12 protein-coding genes and 1 pseudogene are annotated in these 15,223 nt (G+C 71.8%); 5 read left to right on the plus strand and 8 right to left on the minus strand.

Annotated elements, in window-relative coordinates:
- The first annotated feature begins 10 nt into the window (after positions 1-10).
- The 3 genes and pseudogenes from ACZ63I_RS10195 (at position 11) to ACZ63I_RS10205 (ending at position 2,509) form a co-directional block, all read left to right on the plus strand.
- A complete protein-coding gene (locus ACZ63I_RS10195; protein WP_469337256.1) occupies positions 11-436 on the plus strand; it encodes a cupin domain-containing protein in 426 nt (141 codons plus the stop codon).
- A 99-nt stretch (positions 437-535) separates the two neighbouring features.
- Positions 536-1,105: pseudogene (locus tag ACZ63I_RS10200) on the plus strand (dihydroxy-acid dehydratase); the annotation flags it as partial.
- Positions 1,106-1,159: 54 nt separating this feature from the next.
- Positions 1,160-2,509, plus strand: coding sequence for a 6-phospho-beta-glucosidase (locus ACZ63I_RS10205; RefSeq protein ID WP_469337258.1), 1,350 nt, complete (start codon positions 1,160-1,162; stop codon positions 2,507-2,509).
- 66 nt (positions 2,510-2,575) lie between these two features.
- Here ACZ63I_RS10205 and ACZ63I_RS10210 read toward each other — a convergent pair whose 3' ends face one another.
- From ACZ63I_RS10210 to ACZ63I_RS10220, 3 genes are read right to left on the minus strand one after another with little or no spacing between them, the layout of a single operon-like run.
- The gene (locus tag ACZ63I_RS10210) at positions 2,576-3,376 is read right to left on the minus strand and encodes an SAM-dependent methyltransferase (RefSeq protein WP_469337259.1); all 801 of its coding nucleotides are present in this window, start codon (positions 3,374-3,376) and stop codon (positions 2,576-2,578) included.
- Between the two features lie 59 nt (positions 3,377-3,435).
- Positions 3,436-3,672 carry a DUF397 domain-containing protein gene (locus tag ACZ63I_RS10215; protein WP_041993002.1) on the minus strand — a complete coding sequence of 79 codons (237 nt, stop codon included), beginning with the start codon at positions 3,670-3,672 and terminating at the stop codon, positions 3,436-3,438.
- Positions 3,673-4,536 carry a helix-turn-helix domain-containing protein gene (locus ACZ63I_RS10220; RefSeq protein WP_469337261.1) on the minus strand — a complete coding sequence of 288 codons (864 nt, stop codon included), beginning with the start codon at positions 4,534-4,536 and terminating at the stop codon, positions 3,673-3,675.
- Between the two features lie 208 nt (positions 4,537-4,744).
- Here ACZ63I_RS10220 and ACZ63I_RS10225 point away from each other — a divergent pair, with 208 nt between their 5' ends.
- Positions 4,745-5,212 (plus strand): ATP-binding protein, encoded by a 468-nt coding sequence (locus ACZ63I_RS10225; RefSeq protein ID WP_469337263.1) that lies wholly within the window; start codon positions 4,745-4,747, stop codon positions 5,210-5,212.
- A complete protein-coding gene (locus ACZ63I_RS10230; RefSeq protein WP_469337265.1) occupies positions 5,206-5,628 on the plus strand; it encodes a hypothetical protein in 423 nt (140 codons plus the stop codon). The genes ACZ63I_RS10225 and ACZ63I_RS10230 overlap by 7 nt, the downstream gene beginning before the upstream one ends.
- Before the next feature lie 50 nt (positions 5,629-5,678).
- Here the strand turns inward: ACZ63I_RS10230 and ACZ63I_RS10235 are convergent, their stop codons facing one another.
- The 5 genes from ACZ63I_RS10235 to ACZ63I_RS10255 are packed head-to-tail and all read right to left on the minus strand — an operon-like array spanning position 5,679 to position 15,217.
- Positions 5,679-8,126: a glycoside hydrolase family 2 protein gene (locus tag ACZ63I_RS10235; RefSeq protein WP_469337266.1), complete on the minus strand. Its 2,448-nt coding sequence runs from the start codon at positions 8,124-8,126 to the stop codon at positions 5,679-5,681.
- Positions 8,127-8,184: 58 nt separating this feature from the next.
- On the minus strand, positions 8,185-10,374 hold the full coding sequence (locus tag ACZ63I_RS10240) for an alpha-galactosidase (RefSeq protein WP_469337268.1): 2,190 nt from the start codon (positions 10,372-10,374) through the stop codon (positions 8,185-8,187).
- Positions 10,375-10,422: 48 nt separating this feature from the next.
- Positions 10,423-11,799, minus strand: coding sequence for an ABC transporter substrate-binding protein (locus ACZ63I_RS10245; RefSeq protein WP_469337270.1), 1,377 nt, complete (start codon positions 11,797-11,799; stop codon positions 10,423-10,425).
- Positions 11,796-12,776 carry an acetylxylan esterase gene (locus ACZ63I_RS10250; RefSeq protein WP_469337271.1) on the minus strand — a complete coding sequence of 327 codons (981 nt, stop codon included), beginning with the start codon at positions 12,774-12,776 and terminating at the stop codon, positions 11,796-11,798. The genes ACZ63I_RS10245 and ACZ63I_RS10250 overlap by 4 nt, the downstream gene beginning before the upstream one ends.
- The gene (locus ACZ63I_RS10255) at positions 12,770-15,217 is read right to left on the minus strand and encodes a glycosyl hydrolase family 95 catalytic domain-containing protein (RefSeq protein ID WP_469337273.1); all 2,448 of its coding nucleotides are present in this window, start codon (positions 15,215-15,217) and stop codon (positions 12,770-12,772) included. The genes ACZ63I_RS10250 and ACZ63I_RS10255 overlap by 7 nt, the downstream gene beginning before the upstream one ends.
- Positions 15,218-15,223 lie beyond the last annotated feature (6 nt).

Genomic DNA, 15,223 nt, shown 5'->3' on the forward strand with positions numbered 1-15,223 from the left:
CGATGGAGCCATGACCACTGAGCCCAGCACGCAGCCGAGCACGCAGGCCGGCCCCGAGCCCATCGCCCTGGCCGCCGCCCTCGACTCCTTCGACGCCCTGTGGAGTCCGCGCATCGTGACCCGGGTCAACGACTACGACATCCGGATCGCCAAGGTGGCGGGTGAGCACATCTGGCACGTCCACGAGGAGACGGACGAGTTCTTCCAGGTGCTGGAAGGGGAGCTGCTGATCGGGCTGCGCGAGGACGGCGGCGAGCGGACCGTCACCCTTGCGCGCGGCTCGGTCTTCACCGTCCCGCGCGGGATCTGGCACAAGCCGTCGTCGGCGGGCGGCGCCTCGCTCCTGGTGGTCGAGCCGAGCGGCACGCTCTCGGTGGGCGACCGGCACGACGAGGTGCCCGGCCATGTCGACGCCACGACGGGGCACGCCCTGTGACCGCCGCGCAGCGGGCCGCGCTCGCGGAGGTCGTCGCGATCCCCGTCACCCCCTTCGACGCGGCGGGGCAGGTGGACCGGGGCGCCTACCGCGCGCTGGTGCCCGGACGGCGCCGTGATCAAGCACATCGCCGCCGATCCGGAGCTGCTGCGGCACACCGGGCCCGCCGTGGTCTTCGACGACTACCGGACCATGCAGCGCACCATCGACGACCCGGACCTCGGGATCACAGCGGACCACGTACTGGTGCTGCGCAACGCGGGGCCGCGGGGCGGTCCCGGGATGCCCGAGTACGGCATGCTGCCGATCCCGGCGCATCTGCTCGAACAGGGGGTGCGGGACATGGTGCGGATCTCCGACGCCCGGATGAGCGGCACGAGTTACGGCGCGTGCGTGCTGCACATCGCGCCCGAGTCGTACGTCGGCGGGCCGCTCGCCCTGGTCCGCACCGGGGATCCGATCACGCTGGACGTCGAGGCGCGGACGCTGCGCGTCGAGGTGACCGACGAGGAACTGGCGCGCCGGAGGGCCGGCTGGACGCCGCCGCCCCAGCGGTTCGGCCGGGGCTACGGGGCGCTCTACGAGGAGCAGATCAGCCAGGCCGACACCGGCTGCGATTTCGCGTTCCTGTCCCGCCCTGGTGAGGTGCCCGACCCGTACGCGGGATGATCGGTACCGGCCGGCCGACCTCCGCGCCGACCGACACGAAGGGCGGTTCACTGGATGAGGCTGACGATTCTGGGCGGTGGCGGTTTCCGGGTGCCCCTGGTGTACGGCGCGCTGCTCGGGGACCACGGCGAGGGCCGGATCACCCGGGTCACGCTGTACGACGTCGACCGGGGGCGGCTCGGCGCCATCGCCCGGGTGCTGGCCGAGCAGGCGGCGGGGGTGCCGGACGCGCCGGAGGTCGTGGCCACCACGGATCTGGACGAGGCGCTGCTCGGCGCCGACTTCGTGTTCTCCGCGATCCGGGTGGGCGGGCTCGAAGGGCGCGCGGCGGACGAGCGGGTCGCCCTGGCCGAGGGGGTACTCGGGCAGGAGACGGTCGGCGCCGGCGGTATCGCGTACGGGCTGCGGACCGTTCCCGTCGCCGTCCGGATCGCCGAGCGGGTGGCGGCGCTGGCGCCCGACGCCTGGGTCATCAACTTCACCAACCCGGCGGGGCTCGTCACCGAGGCCATGTCGCGGGTGCTCGGTGACCGGGTCATCGGGATCTGCGACTCACCGGTGGGGCTCGGCCGCCGGGTCGCCCGGGTGCTGGGCGCCGATCCCGACCGGGTGTGGATCGACTATGTGGGGCTGAACCATCTGGGCTGGCTGCGCGGGCTGCGGGTGGACGGCAGGGACGAACTGCCCCGGCTGCTGGCCGACCCGGCTGCGCTGGGCTCCTTCGAGGAGGGCAGGCTGTTCGGCCCCGAGTGGCTGGCGTCGCTCGGCGCGATCCCCAACGAGTATCTGCACTACTACTACTTCAACCGCGAGACCGTAGCGGCCTACCGGTCCGCCGAACGCACCCGCGGCGCCTTTCTCCGCGACCAACAGGCCGGTTTCTACGACGGGTTGGCCGGACCGGAGAGCCCGGAGTCCGCGCTCGGCGCGTGGCACCGTACGCTCTCCGAGCGCGAGGCCACGTACATGGCGGCGAACCGCACGGCGGCCGGGGTGGGCGAACGGGACTCCGCGGACCTGGAGTCGGGCGGCTACGAGAAGGTCGCGCTCGATCTGATGCGGGCCGTCGCGCGCGACGAGCGGGCGACCCTGATCCTGAACGTGCGCAACGGCACGACGCTGCGGGTGCTGGACGCGGACGCGGTCATCGAGGTGCCGTGCCTGGTCGACGCGAACGGCGCGCATCCGGTGACGGTCGGTCAACTGCCGCTGCACGCGGTGGGGTTGGTCACGGCGGTGAAGGCGGTCGAGCGCGAGGTGCTGGCAGCGGCGAGCGGCGCGTCGCGGGCGGGCGCGGTCAAGGCGTTCGCGCTGCATCCCCTGGTCGACTCGGTGACGGTGGCCCGGCGGCTGCTGGACGGCTACACGGCGGCGCACCCGGGCCTCGAATATCTGCGGAAATGACGCGTGCGATGCCGCAGCGCACCTGAAAAGTGCTGCGGCACCGCACGCGTACCCCACCCGTTCTCTCTATGGTTTGCGTGCCACGCCCGCGTATCCCGGTATCGGTTCGCCGCCGGGAGCGGGGGTGGCCTCTCCCTGATCCGGACGCCACCGCTCGGCCAACGCGACGCCCGGCTCCACGAGTTCGAGTCCGGTGAAGAACTCGGCGAACTCGTCACGGGAGCGCAGGGCCAGTGTGAGGCCCCGGTTCTCGTACAGGGAGCGGGCCTGTTCCGCGCTGTCCGGGGTGAAGTCCCCCGTTGCGTGGGAAAGGACGAGATAGCTGCCCGGAGACAGCGGTTCGAGCAGTCGCCGCACCAGGTCGTGCGCGCCGTCCTCGTCGGAGACGAAGTGCAGCAGCGCGACGAGCGACAGGGCGACGGGCCGACCGAGGTCCAGGGTCTTGGCCGCGGCCTCGATGATGGCATCGGGTTCGCGGGCGTCGGCCTGGACGTACTCCGTGGCGCCCTCCGGGGTGCTGCGCAGCAGCGCCTCTGCGTGCCGGAGGACTATCGGGTCGTTGTCGGTGTAGACGACGCGGGAATCGGGGGCGACCTCCTGGGCGATCTGATGGAGATTCGGTTGGGTCGGGATACCCGTCCCGATGTCCAGATACTGCCGTACTCCGCCGGTGGTACCGAGCCACCGGGTGGCGCGGTGCATGAAGCCCCGGTTGACCTTGGCCATCTCGTGCGCCCTGGAGTCCAGGGTGAGCAACTGCCGCCCCATCTCCTCGTCGACGGGGTAGTTGTCCCGCCCGCCGAGGAGCCAGTCGTACACCCGGGCCGGATGCGGCCTGCTGGTGTCGATGGGGAGGTGCCCGGTCATGCGCGCTCCATGAGTCTCAGGGTCGGTGGGCAGGATCTGCGGAACAGGAGTAGCTGCGATCAGGTCAGCAGGAAGTCCGCCTGCCCTGACTTGGCCCCCTGGATGAAGGCCTCGATCTCGCCGGTGGTGTAGATCAGTGCGGGGCCTTCAGGGTCGGCCGACTGACGCACGGCGACTCTGCCGTCGGCCAGTTTCATGGCCTCGATGCAGTTGCCGCCGTTGCCGCCGCTCCACGGCTTGTGCCAGCCATCGGCGCCGAGGTCGGTGGCGGGCATACCGTTGTATATGGGATCCATTCACAGCTCCTTGCGGACATCCTTGAGGATCTCCTTCGTGCGTTGTGCAGTCGCGGCCTGCGCCGCCATCCGGTCCATGACCTCCAGGTGAGTGGCCACCTCCGGGCGTGCGTCGAGATAGACCGCGCCCGTCAGGTACTCGCTGAAGACCATGTCCGGAAGTTCGGGTACTGCGAAGCGGAAGATCACGAACGGCCCGTAGGTGCCGGGATGGTGCCCGCTCGCGAACTCCGCGATCTGCAGCGTCACGTTGGGCAGGTCGGCGGCTTCGAGCAACCGGTCGATCTGCTCCACCATGATGTCCGGGTCGTCGCCGACGGGGCGGCGAAGCACCGTCTCGTCCATGACCACCCAGAATTTCGGTGCGTCCTCCCGGGTGAGCAGCGACTGGCGCTCCATACGGAGTGCCACGTGCCGTTCCATCTCCGCCGGCTGGGCCTGCCCCACGGCCCCCGCGTGCATGACGGACCTGGCGTACCCCTCCGTCTGGAGCAGCCCGGGAACGAAGTGCGGTTCGTAGGCCCGCAGGAGGGAGGCAGCGCCCTCCAGGCTGACATACATACTGAACCAGTCCGGCAGGATGTCGTGGAACCGCTGCCACCAGCCGGGCTTGTTCGCCTCCTCGGTGAGGTCGACGAACGCGTCCGACTCCTCCTGAGCGACCCCGTAGGCCCTGAGCAGCACCTGTACATACGGGATCTTCAGCGTGACCTCGGCCGTCTCCATCCTGCGGATCGTGGCCGGCGCCACGCGGAGCAGCTTGGCGGCCTCTTCGCGTTTCAGGCCGGACCGCTCGCGCAGGTCCTGCAGACGTCTGCCGAGCACGACCTGACCCACGGTCGGGGCTGACCGCGGTTCACTCACTTTGGAGACCTCCCCACGCACGATTGGCAGCAGTCTGCCACGACTCCACGACGAAGAACACGGCACTCTGGAATTTTCAGAGTGCCACTTGCCAAGTGTCCCCGACGGGTGGAGAGTGGATGAGTGAACCAGTTCACGCGATTGTCGCGCTGTGCCGTGGGAGAGGCGTCACGCGCAGCAATCGCTTCCCCACCGTTAGGAATCGGTCGTGGCACCTGGTAACGCGCTCACCCCCCAGCTCATCACCGTGTGCCCTGGCAACGTTGTCCGCCGCTACGGATTCGAGTTGCCCGCCCGCGCGGAGTCGGTAAGCCGCGCCAGAAAACTGACCCAGGACCGGCTACGCCGCTGGGAGGTGGCCGAGGAGACCTGCGAGACGGCCGTCCTCGTGGTGTCCGAGCTGGTCACCAATGCCGTGGTGCACGCCGCGGGCGACCACGTCATCTGCGAGATACGCGAGGAGCAGGGCCGGCTGCGGATAGCGGTCGAGGACCAGGGCTACGGTCCGACCGGACCCCAGTTGCACCGCGCGGCCGAGGACGAGGGCGGCCGGGGACTCTTCCTCGTCGACTCGATGTGCAGTTGCTGGGGAGCGCACGACACATCCGGATACGGCCCCGGGCGTGTCGTCTGGGCCGAGCTGTCACCGGAGCAGCAGACGGAGGCCCCGTGCTGAGGACCGCGCTGCACCGCTTCACCCAGGGCCTGCGCGGCGAGCACACCGGCCGGGTGCAGCTTCCGCTGCCGGCCACTCTCCCTGCCTCGCTGGGCTGTGACGCGGTGGGCGTCCCGGCCCGGCACGGTTTCCGGCTGATGGCCAGGCTGCCGCGCAGCGGCTGCGTCTTCGCCGACGCCGACTGGTGGTGGTGGATCGTGCCGGCGGGCTCCGACCTGGAGCTGGCCTGGCCCTCGCCCGCCCGCTACGTGGAGGGGACCAGCGTGCCGGCCGCGCGCCCCCGGCTGATCCACTGGCCGGACGACCCGACGCCGTACACGCCGCCGATCCCCTTCTACCTCATGGTGTGCCAACTGGCCGGCACGGCGCCCGCCTGGGACTCCCAGGTCCCGCGCACCGTACCGACCCCTCGCTAGAACCCCTGTCCCGGCCGGCTCTCCCGGCTAGGGCGGAGCCGCCAGGACCGTCAGGGCTGACCGAGTACGAACAGCGCCGCGCGTGCCACCGCGGCGTCCGGGCTCTCCCAGCCCCGTACCCGTACCGTCGCGCTCTCGCCCGGCAGCAGCGTCAGCAGGCCCTGGTCGGCCACGGCCGCAGGGCCGAGCCTGTCCGCCTGGAGCAGCAGGTCCCGCAGCAGCGTGCGCGCGGTGATCACGACGCCCACGCCCGCTCCCGTGCCGTCGTCCGGCGCCAGCGCCACCTCGTACTCCGGTACGGGGTAGCGGAACGCGAGATCGCGGACCGGTACGTGCAGGGCGCGCAGTCCGTCCGCGTCCGCGACGAGGTACTCGTCCCCGCCTGCCGCGTCGGGCCGCAGCGCGTCCGGCACGGGTGCGCCCGCGACCGTGCGGGCTTCGGCGACCAGCGTCAGCTTCTCCCTGCCGAGCACGTCCCCCGCCGCCGACATCCGGCGCAGCTCCACCTCGGCCCGCCACGGCTCGGCCGACTGGTTGGCGGCGAGGACGACCGGGCGTCCTTCCCTGAGCTGGACGGTCAGCAGCCGGTCGGCGTAGAGCCTGCGCAGCTCGTACCAGAGCGGCTTCAGCCTGGCGTCGCCGTCGACGGCCGCCCACGAGGTCACCGGCCAGCAGTCGTTGAGCTGCCAGACGACGGCGCCCGCGCTCAACGGCCAGTGCGAGCGCCAGTGTTCGACGCCGGTGGCCACCGCGCGGACCTGGTTCACCTGCATGAGGTAGTGCCAGCGGTCGAAGTCCTCGGGGACCTCGAAGTGCCGGGCGAGACCGCGCTCCAGCTTGCCGTTGCCGTCGGACGCCTTCTGGTGGTGCAGCATCCCCGGTGAGTCGGGGCGCAGTTCCTCACCGGCCAGCGCCCGCCGCAGCGTCGCGTGGGCGGGCGGCGCCTGCCAGCCGAACTCCGCGACGAAGCGCGGGACTTCGTCGAGGTAGTCGGTGTAGTCGGCGGTGTTCCAGACGTCCCAGGAGTGGGTGACGCCGTGCGCGGGGTCGTTGGGGTGGTGGTCCCACGAGCCCGACCAGGGGCTGCCGCCCCAGTACGGCCGGGTCGGGTCGGTGTCGGCGACGACCCGGGGCAGCAGACCCAGGTAGTAGCCCTCGCCCCAGGAGTCGCCGGCCAGCCGCTCCTCCCAGCCCCAGTCCCGGAACGCCCACAGGTTCTCGTTGTTGCCGTTCCACAGCACCAGACTGGCGTGCGGCATCAGCCGCGCGACGTTCTCCCGCGCCTCCGCCTCGATCTCCGAGCGCAGCGGCTGCTCCTCCGGGTAGGCGGCGCAGGCGAAGAGGAAGTCCTGCCAGACCATCAGGCCGAGTTCGTCGCAGACGTCGTAGAAGTCGTCACGCTCGTAGATACCGCCGCCCCAGACGCGTACCAGGTCCACATGGGCCTCGGCGGCCTGGCTCAGGCGCTCGCGGTAGCGCTCCGTCGTCACCCGGGACGGGAAGATGTCCTCCGGGATCCAGTTCACGCCGCGGACGAACAGCCGCTCGCCGTTGACGACGAACGTGAAGCCGCTGCCGTGCTCGTCGGCGGAGGTGTCGATCTCGACGGTACGGAAGCCGACGCGGCGCGACCACCGGTCGAGGGCGGCGCCGTCCTCGTCGTACAGGGTGACCTCGCAGTCGTACAGCGGCTGCGCGCCATGGCCGTTGGGCCACCACAGGTCGACGTCGGGCACGACGGCGGTGACCGCCGCCGCGTCCCCGTCGAAGCTCCCGGAGACCTCCTGCCCGCCGACCCGCACGGTGGCGGTGAGCGTACGGCCCGCCGCCCGCTCCGTGCGCTCCACGTCGAGCCGGACCTCCACCCGGCCCGCGGCTCCTTCGACGGTGACCAGCGGGCGTACCCGGGCGAGGCGCGCCGTCGACCAGTGGTCGAGCCGTACGTCCTTCCAGATCCCCGCCGTGACCAGGGTCGGCCCCCAGTCCCAGCCGAAGGCGCAGGCCATCTTGCGGAGGAAGGGCGCCGCCTCGGGATACGCCTCCCGGCGCGCCCCGATCTGCTCCCTGACGGCCTCGGCCGCCGTGTAGGCGGAGGTGAACCGCACGGAGAGCGGGGTCGCTGCGCCGTCGGCGGCGTACCGGCCGGTGATGTCGAACCGGTAGCCGCGGTGCATGTTGGCCGTACGGCCGATCACCGCGCCGCCGACGCTGATCTCGGCGGCCGTGTCCAGCCCGTCGAAGACCAGGTCGGTCCGCTCGTGCGCCGTGTCGCGCGCGCCGAGCGCCGTCCCGTACTCCCAGTCGGCGCGGCCCACCCAGTCGACGTCGAGTTCGTTCGACCCGAGGAACGGGTCGGGGATCCGTCCTGCGGCGAGCAGGTCGGTGTGGACGCAGCCCGGCACCTGGGCGGGCAGTGCCTGCCCTTCGTGCCGCAGCGTCCAGCCCTCGGTGAGGGGGACGGCCTCCCGCGTGCGGGGGCGGTGGTTGTCGGTATTCATGGTGATCACCTCACGACTCGCGATTTCGTGCGTTGCGGGCTGTCGTTGAGAGCCGGCCTCAGGGCTGTACGCGCCGGACCTCGAACAGCAGGGCCTGTGCGGGGGCCAGCGTGGGCAGCGGCACTCCGGCGCCGGCGAGCACGGCGCCGGGCAGGGCGACCCAGCCGTCGAGTGCGGCGGTGTACCAGGCGGGGCCCGACACCTGGTGGACCAGCGGCAGGCCCGCTTCGTCGCGGACCCGTATCTCGTAGCGCGCCGCCGGGTCGAGGCCCGGCAGCCGGGTCCTGCCCGACTGCCCGTCGCCCGACGTCTCCGTCCTCGCCCAGCAGTAGAGCGCCGACGCGCCGTCGGCGGCGACCACTCCGTGCAGCAGCACGGCGTCGTCCGCCAGGTCGGCGCGGACCACGCGGCCGGTGTGCAGCAGCCCCCGTACCTCCTTGTACAGCGCCACCCAGCGGCGCAGCGCGGTCAGTTCCTCCGGGGTGCGGGCGGTCAGGTCGTCCTCGATCCCGGCGTGCCCGAAGAGCGCGGTGAGCTGGCGGAACGACGCGTCGGTCGCCCGGCCCGTGGTGTGGCTGCGGGGGCCGCCGACATGGGTGCCGATCAGCTCGGGCGGCAGCAGTTGGCCGGTCCAGCGCTGGACCGACTGGCGTTCGACCGGGTCGTTGCAGTCGGACGCCCACACCCGGTCGGTGCGGGCGAGGATGCCGAGGTCGACCCTGGCCCCGCCGGACGAGCAGCTCTCGATCTCCAGTCGGGGGTGGCGCTCCTTGAGCGCGTCGAGCAGCCGGTAGGCGGCCTCGGTCTGGGCGTGCACACCGGGCCGGTCCAGGCCGCCGGGACCGCGGCCGACCGCTTCGTGCAGATCGCGGTTGTGGTCCCATTTGAGGTAGTCGATCCGGTAGCGGGTGACCAACTCGTCGAGCGACGTGAGGAGATGGCCGAAGGCGTCGGCGTGCGCCAGGTTGAGCACGTACTGGTGGCGGGCGCTCGGGCCGAGGCCCGCGGACGGGCCGAGGATCCAGTCGGGGTGCTCGGCGGCCAGCCGGGAGGCGAGGTTGACCATCTCGGGCTCGACCCAGAGGCCGAACTGCATGCCGTGGCCGTGCACCCGGTCCGCGAGCGGTCCGAGCCCTTCGGGCCACACGTCGGGGTCCACGGCCCAGTCGCCGAGTCCGGCCGTGTCGTCGCGGCGCCCGGTGAACCAGCCGTCGTCCAGGACGAGCCGCTCCACCCCGATGTCGGCGGCCCGCTCGGTGAGTTCGAGCAGCCGGTCGACGCGGTGGTCGAAGTAGACGGCTTCCCAGGTGTTGAGGGTGAGCGGGCGCGGGGTCACCGGGTGCTGGGGACGGGCCCGCAGCAGCGCGTGGAACCGGTCGGCGAGCGCGTCGAGGCCCTGGTCCGACCAGACGAAGTGGCAGACGGGCGCCGTGTAGCTCTCCCCCGGCGCGAGGCGGATCTCACCGGGGGCGAGGGACTCGCCGCCGCCGATGACCGCACCGTGCACCCCGGCGCCCTCCGGTGAACGCTCCGCCAGCCAGCGCTGGTTGCCGCTCCAGGCGACATGCAGGCCCCACACCTCACCGGTGCGGAAGCCGAAGCCGGGCACGCCGACGGTGAGCAGGTGGGGCGCGTCCTGTCCCGGCTTGCCCCGGCGTACTTCCCTGACATGGCTGCCGTGCGCGAGGGCGCCGCGCTGGGGTGCCCGCTCGCGGCACCATTTTCCGGTGAAGTCGAGGATCTCACCGGCCCGTGCGGGCAGCGGCAGCAGCGTCGTCACCCCGGCCAGGTCGTACGGGGTGGTGTCCTGACCGCCCGTCAGGGTCTGCCGGCTCAGTTCGGTCCGTACGCTCAGCACCCCGGAGGGCTCCAGCCGGTAGCCGAGCGTGATGTCGAGTTCGCTGACGTCGTCGGCGAGTTGGAGCACCAGCTCGCCCGCGCTCTCGTGCGCGTCGACCAGCCGCGGCCGGGGTGTGGTCGCGACTCCGCCCCGGTGGCCCTGGTGGGCGGGGGTGCCGGACCAGTTCTCGGCCTCGGTCGGCCAGACGGTGAACTGCCGTACGGAGTCGGGCGCGTTGTTGAGGACGACGCCTTCGGCGGTGCTGCTGAGCGCCGCGAGGTCGTCGTCGTCAAGGGCGCCGAGATCCGCTCCCCAGTGCAGTACGCGGGGCAGCGGCCCGGTCAGCTCGACGGCGAAGCTCACTCCGGCCGCGCGCAGATGCGCGATCCGCGCGGTGGTGCGGGTCATGCGGTGGTTCCTTTCGAATCGGCGGACAGCGACGGCTTCGGCGATCGGCTAATCCCGCACGGCCAGCAGCTTCTTGGTCTGCCGGGTCATGTCCGTGAAGATCTCGTCGTTCGCGTCGTGCGCGAAGAAGTTCTGGAACATCGGCTCCAGCACCGAGCCGACGGCCGTGCCGTTCGCGTAGGGCGGGTAGGCCAGGAGTTCGCCGTCCTTCTCCGCCTTGATGAAGACCGACAGGTCGACCCCCTTCTTGGCCATGGACCTCGCGGAGGCGTCCATGGACGCCGGGATGGAGGGGAAGAAGCTGCCGGAAGCCGACGCCTTGGACTGGCACTCCTCCGAGCCCAGGTAGGAGACCCACTTCCAGGTCAGCGCGGGGTGCTTGGTGCCCGTCCAGATCACATCGCCGTTGGAGTTGCTGCTCGTACCGCGCTTGCCGCCGGGGCCCGCCACGTTCGGCGAGATACCGACCTTGACCTTCGGGAGCTGGGCGAACTGGGTGGCCTCCCAGGAACCGCCCGGGTAGATCGCGACCTTGCCCGAGCCGATCATGTCCGTACCGCTGGGGGTGTTGCCGGCCGAGGCGAACTCGCCGTCCTTCGGGGCGAATCCGCGGTCCGTGAGCTGCCTGAAGTAGTTCATCGTCTTCACGAAGCGCGGGTCCGCGTAGTCGAACGTCGTGGGCCAGGACGGCTTGTCGCCGAGCCGCCAGCCGAGCGACGAGACGAACGGGCTCCAGGTGGTCTGGCCCGTGAAGTCCTTCGTGGCCATCGTCCCGATGCCGTAGGTCGCGACATGCTTCTTGTCGAAGCCGGGCTGGTCGCCGCGTACGCCCTTCTTGTCGACGGTCAGATGGGCGATCATCTTCTGGAACGTACCCCCGTCGTCCGGGTTCCAGTTGAGCGCCCTGACATCGGCGGGGGTGTAACCGGCCTTCTTCAGCATGTCCTCGTTGAAGTAGAGCGCGGCGGACGCCCAGTCCATGGGCAGTCCGTACTGCTTGCCGTCGGTGTACTTCCACGCGTCCACGCCGACGGAGAACTTGCCGATGTCGAAGTCGGTCTTCTTCATCAGCTCGTCCAGCGGCATGAGTTGCTTCAGCGAGGCGTACTGCTGGAGGTACTGGACGCTGTTCATGAAGGCGTCGGGCGCGGTGCCCGCGACAAAGCCCGCCAGCAGTTTGGTGAAGTAGTCCGCGCTGTCGTACTGCGAGATCTTCACCGTGACCCCGGGGTTGGCCGCCTCGAAGGCCGTCGCGCACTGCTGGTAGCCGGCCGCCTGCTTGTCGTCCCAGGTCCACCAGTTGACCGTGGTCCGGCCCGCCGGACCGGGGTCGGCGCCGCAGCCGCTGAGCAGCGCGGCCGTCGCCGAGAGGACCAGGCCGGCGGTGAGCTTGGCCCGTACGCGTCGGGTGAACCGGATCGTCATCGTTCCTCGATTTCCTGGGCCGGTGCGGAGCGGAAGGCGGCGAGCGCGTCGGCCACGTCCAGCGCGCCGCCCGCCTCGTGTCCGTTGAACTCCCACGTACGGATCGACTTGGGCCCCCGGTAGGCGTGGTAGGCGCCGAAGGCGGTGGACGGCGGGCAGATGTCGTCCATCAGCCCGGTGGAGAACTGGCCGCGTGCCCCGGCTCGGCGGGCGAAGCCGACACCGTCGAAGTAGCCGAGCGTGGTCAGGGCGGCGTCGGCGGCATGGCGCCGCGCGCCGAGGTAGCCGGTGAGTTCGGCGTAGGGGAAGGTGCCGGTGACGGCGAGCGCGCGGCGGATGTCGGTGAGGAACGGCGCCTGGAAGTGCCCGGCAGCCAGGTCCGGCACCAGACCGGCGGCGGCGAGCGCGATCCCGGCGCCCTGGCTGTTGCCGGTGACCGCGACCCGCGCCGGGTCGACGGTTTCCAGGGTGCGCACCGCGTCGATCGCGCGGACCGCGTCGGTGAAGACCCGCCGGTAGTAGTACGTCTCCTTGTCCTCGACGCCCCGGGTGAGAAAGCCCGGGTACGCCGGGCCGCTGCCGACCGGGTCGGCGGTGTCGCCGCCCGCGTGCGCGCCGCCCTGGCCGCGCGTGTCCATCAGCAGATGCGCGTAGCCCGCGCTGGCCCACACCAGGTCGTCGTACGGGCCGCCCCTGCCGCTGCCGTACCCGTGGAACTGCACCACGGCGGGCAGCGGACCCTCGCGCTCGGCCGGCAACCGCAGCCAGCCGTGCACGGGGTGGCCGCCGTAACCGGCGAAGACCAGGTCGTACACCTCGACCGTGCGCAGTTCGGTGCGGACGGGTGTCAGCACCGGATCGCCGCCCGCGGCGCGCGCCTCGGTGAGGGTGGCGGCCCAGAACGCGTCGAAGTCGGCGGGCTCCTGGTATCCGCTGCGGTACGCGTGCAGTCCCGGCAGGTCCAGGTCGCTCAGCATGCGGGCGCCAGCTTCCCGTCGAGGACGATCTGCCGGCCGGTTGCGATCTCGATCGAGATCAGCGCGTCGCCGTGGCGCAGCCGTACGGGAGTCGCCGCGTCGCCGGAGATCCGCCGGACGGTCACCGAAGTGAGCCTGCCGTCCTGCCAGTCGAGGTCGGTCTCCAGACCGCCCCGGCAGCGCAGCCCGCGCGCCTGTCCCGCAGGCCAGCGCGCGGGGAGGGCGGGCAGCAGGGTGACGGTGTCGCCGTGGCTCTGGACGACGAGTTCGGCGAGGGCGGCGGTGAAGCCGAAGTTCCCGTCGATCTGGAACGGCGGATGGCTGCTGAAGAGGTTCGGCAGCAGCCCGCCCCACCGCGAGCCGTCGACCGGGGCGTGCTCCGCCGGGTCGTACGACAGCGGGCGTACGGCTTCGACGAAGAGGTCCCCGGCGGTGTCGCCGTCGCCGAGCCGGGCGCGCAGGGCGATCTTCCACGCCCAGGACCAGCCCATCGCGCCGGGCCCCCGCCGGTCGAGCACCATGCGGGCAGCGGCGGCGAGTTCGGGGGCGGTGTCCGGGGCGATCTGGCCGAGCGGGTAGACGGTGACGAGCTGCGACATGTGCCGGTGCGCCGGGTCGACCTCGGGCAGGTCGGTCGCCCACTCCTGGAGCCAGCCGCCCTCGGTGACGGCGGGGGTGCGCAGCCGGGGCAGCGCCGCCCTGATCTCCGTGCAGAGCGGGTCGTCGATTCCGAGCACGTCGGCGGCGGCGAGGCAGCGCTCGAACAGGGCTCTGATCAGCGCCATGTCCATGGTGGTGGAGCGGGTCAGGGACGCGGGGGCGCCCGCCGCCGAGTAGAAGAGGTTCTCCGGCGAGGTGGCGGGGAGGGTGTCGAGCCGCCCGTCGTCGGCTTCGACCAGCCAGTCGAGGCAGAAGGCCGCCTGGCCGCTCAGCAGCGGCCAGCCGCGCTCGCGCAGGAAGCTCACGTCGCGGGTGAAGTCGTAGCGGTCCCAGACGTGTTGGACCAGCCAGGCGCCGCCCATCAGCCAGAAGGCCCAGGACGGGTTGCCGTGCTGCCGGCCGACCGGCAGGGCCCAGCCCCACATGTCGGTGTTGTGGTGGGTGACCCAGCCGCGGGCGGCGTACAGCTCACGGGCGACCGGGGCGCCGTTCTCGGCCGCCCGGTCGAGCAGGTCGAACAGCGGCAGGTGGCAGTCGCCGAGTCCGGTCACCTCGGCGGCCCAGTAGTTCATCTCCGTGTTGATGTTGACGGTGTAGTTGGACGACCAGGGCGGCCGCAGTTCGGCGTTCCAGATGCCCTGGAGGTTGGCCGGCGGTCCCGCGCCCGCGCGTGACGAGGAGGCCAGCAGATAGCGGCCGAGCTGGAACATCACGGTCGCGGCGAGCGCGTCGTCGGCGCCGGAGAGGAGGTCGCGCTCGACGTCGAAGGTGCCGCTCCTGCGCTGTCCGACACACAGGGTGGTGGCGCCGAGCAGGGCGCGCAGATCCTTCTGATGCTCCGTCATGAGTGCTGCGGCGCCCTGGGCGAGGGCGTGTTCGGCCTGGGCGGCGGCCTGCGCGCGGTGTTCGGCTCGGGTCCTGCCGCCTCCGCCGGGGGTGTGGGTACGGGACCAGAAGTCGGCGCCCGCCGTGGAGGAGGCGACGGTGATCAGCGCGCGGGTCATCCCGCGCACGGCCCAACTCCCGTCCGCCGCCGTGACATCGCCGTCGGTATCGATACGGACGGCGAGCGCCGCGTACGGGTCGTAGCCTGCGCGCTCGGGTCCGTCGGGCGTCGACTCGTCGGCGTACCGCAGCGGTTGGGCCACGGCCTCCTCGTGCAGCGGCGCGCCGTCGACCGGGACGGCCACCCCGATGACGATGCCCGACTCGGCTGTCTCGCGGTGGAGTTCGCGCAGCGGGCTGCCGAGGTCCAGGGTCAGGGCGACCCGGCCGTCCGACACGGCGATCTCGACGCACAGGGCGCCGGCGGGCCGGTCGGCCCAGGTGTGCCGGCGTACGGTCCGGGCGCCGTACCGGATCTCCTCCTCGACGACACCGTTGTCGAGGTTGAGGGTGCGGCCGGCGAAGGTGGCGGGCTCTGCCGCTTCGAGCCCCAGGGTGAGGTCGGCGAAGGGCAGGAACTCCTGGGTGTAGTCCCCTTCGAAGGACATCACCAGCGCTTCGGCGCGCGGATGGTCGCCCGCCGTGACGGCGGCGCGTATCTCGGCGAGCCGTTCGGGTCCCGCGCCTGCGGCCCGTACGGCGTCCAGGGCCCGCGCGGGGCCTTCGGGGGTGCCGGACCAGAGGGTGGAGTCGTTGAGCTGGATCCTGGCGGTTTCGGTGCCGCCGAAGACCATGGCACCGAGCCTGCCGTTGCCGACGGGCGCCGCCTCGTTCCAGTCGGCGGCGGGCCGTGGCCAGTGGAGCCGCAGGTCGTCGGGGGTGCTGCGGGGTTTCATAGCTCC

It is taken from the genome of Streptomyces sp. NPDC087906 (genome assembly GCF_055584925.1).

Excerpts from the sequence above, each read along its gene's own strand:
- ACZ63I_RS10195 (WP_469337256.1), top strand. The coding sequence starts at position 11 with ATGACCACTGAGCCCAGCACGCAGCCGAGCACGCAGGCCGGCCCCGAG.
- ACZ63I_RS10205 (WP_469337258.1), top strand. The coding sequence starts at position 1,160 with ATGAGGCTGACGATTCTGGGCGGTGGCGGTTTCCGGGTGCCCCTGGTG.
- ACZ63I_RS10210 (WP_469337259.1), bottom strand. The coding sequence starts at position 3,376 with ATGACCGGGCACCTCCCCATCGACACCAGCAGGCCGCATCCGGCCCGG.
- ACZ63I_RS10215 (WP_041993002.1), bottom strand. The coding sequence starts at position 3,672 with ATGGATCCCATATACAACGGTATGCCCGCCACCGACCTCGGCGCCGAT.
- ACZ63I_RS10235 (WP_469337266.1), bottom strand. The coding sequence starts at position 8,126 with ATGAATACCGACAACCACCGCCCCCGCACGCGGGAGGCCGTCCCCCTC.
- ACZ63I_RS10240 (WP_469337268.1), bottom strand. The coding sequence starts at position 10,374 with ATGACCCGCACCACCGCGCGGATCGCGCATCTGCGCGCGGCCGGAGTG.
- ACZ63I_RS10245 (WP_469337270.1), bottom strand. The coding sequence starts at position 11,799 with ATGACGATCCGGTTCACCCGACGCGTACGGGCCAAGCTCACCGCCGGC.
- ACZ63I_RS10250 (WP_469337271.1), bottom strand. The coding sequence starts at position 12,776 with ATGCTGAGCGACCTGGACCTGCCGGGACTGCACGCGTACCGCAGCGGA.
- ACZ63I_RS10255 (WP_469337273.1), bottom strand. The coding sequence starts at position 15,217 with ATGAAACCCCGCAGCACCCCCGACGACCTGCGGCTCCACTGGCCACGG.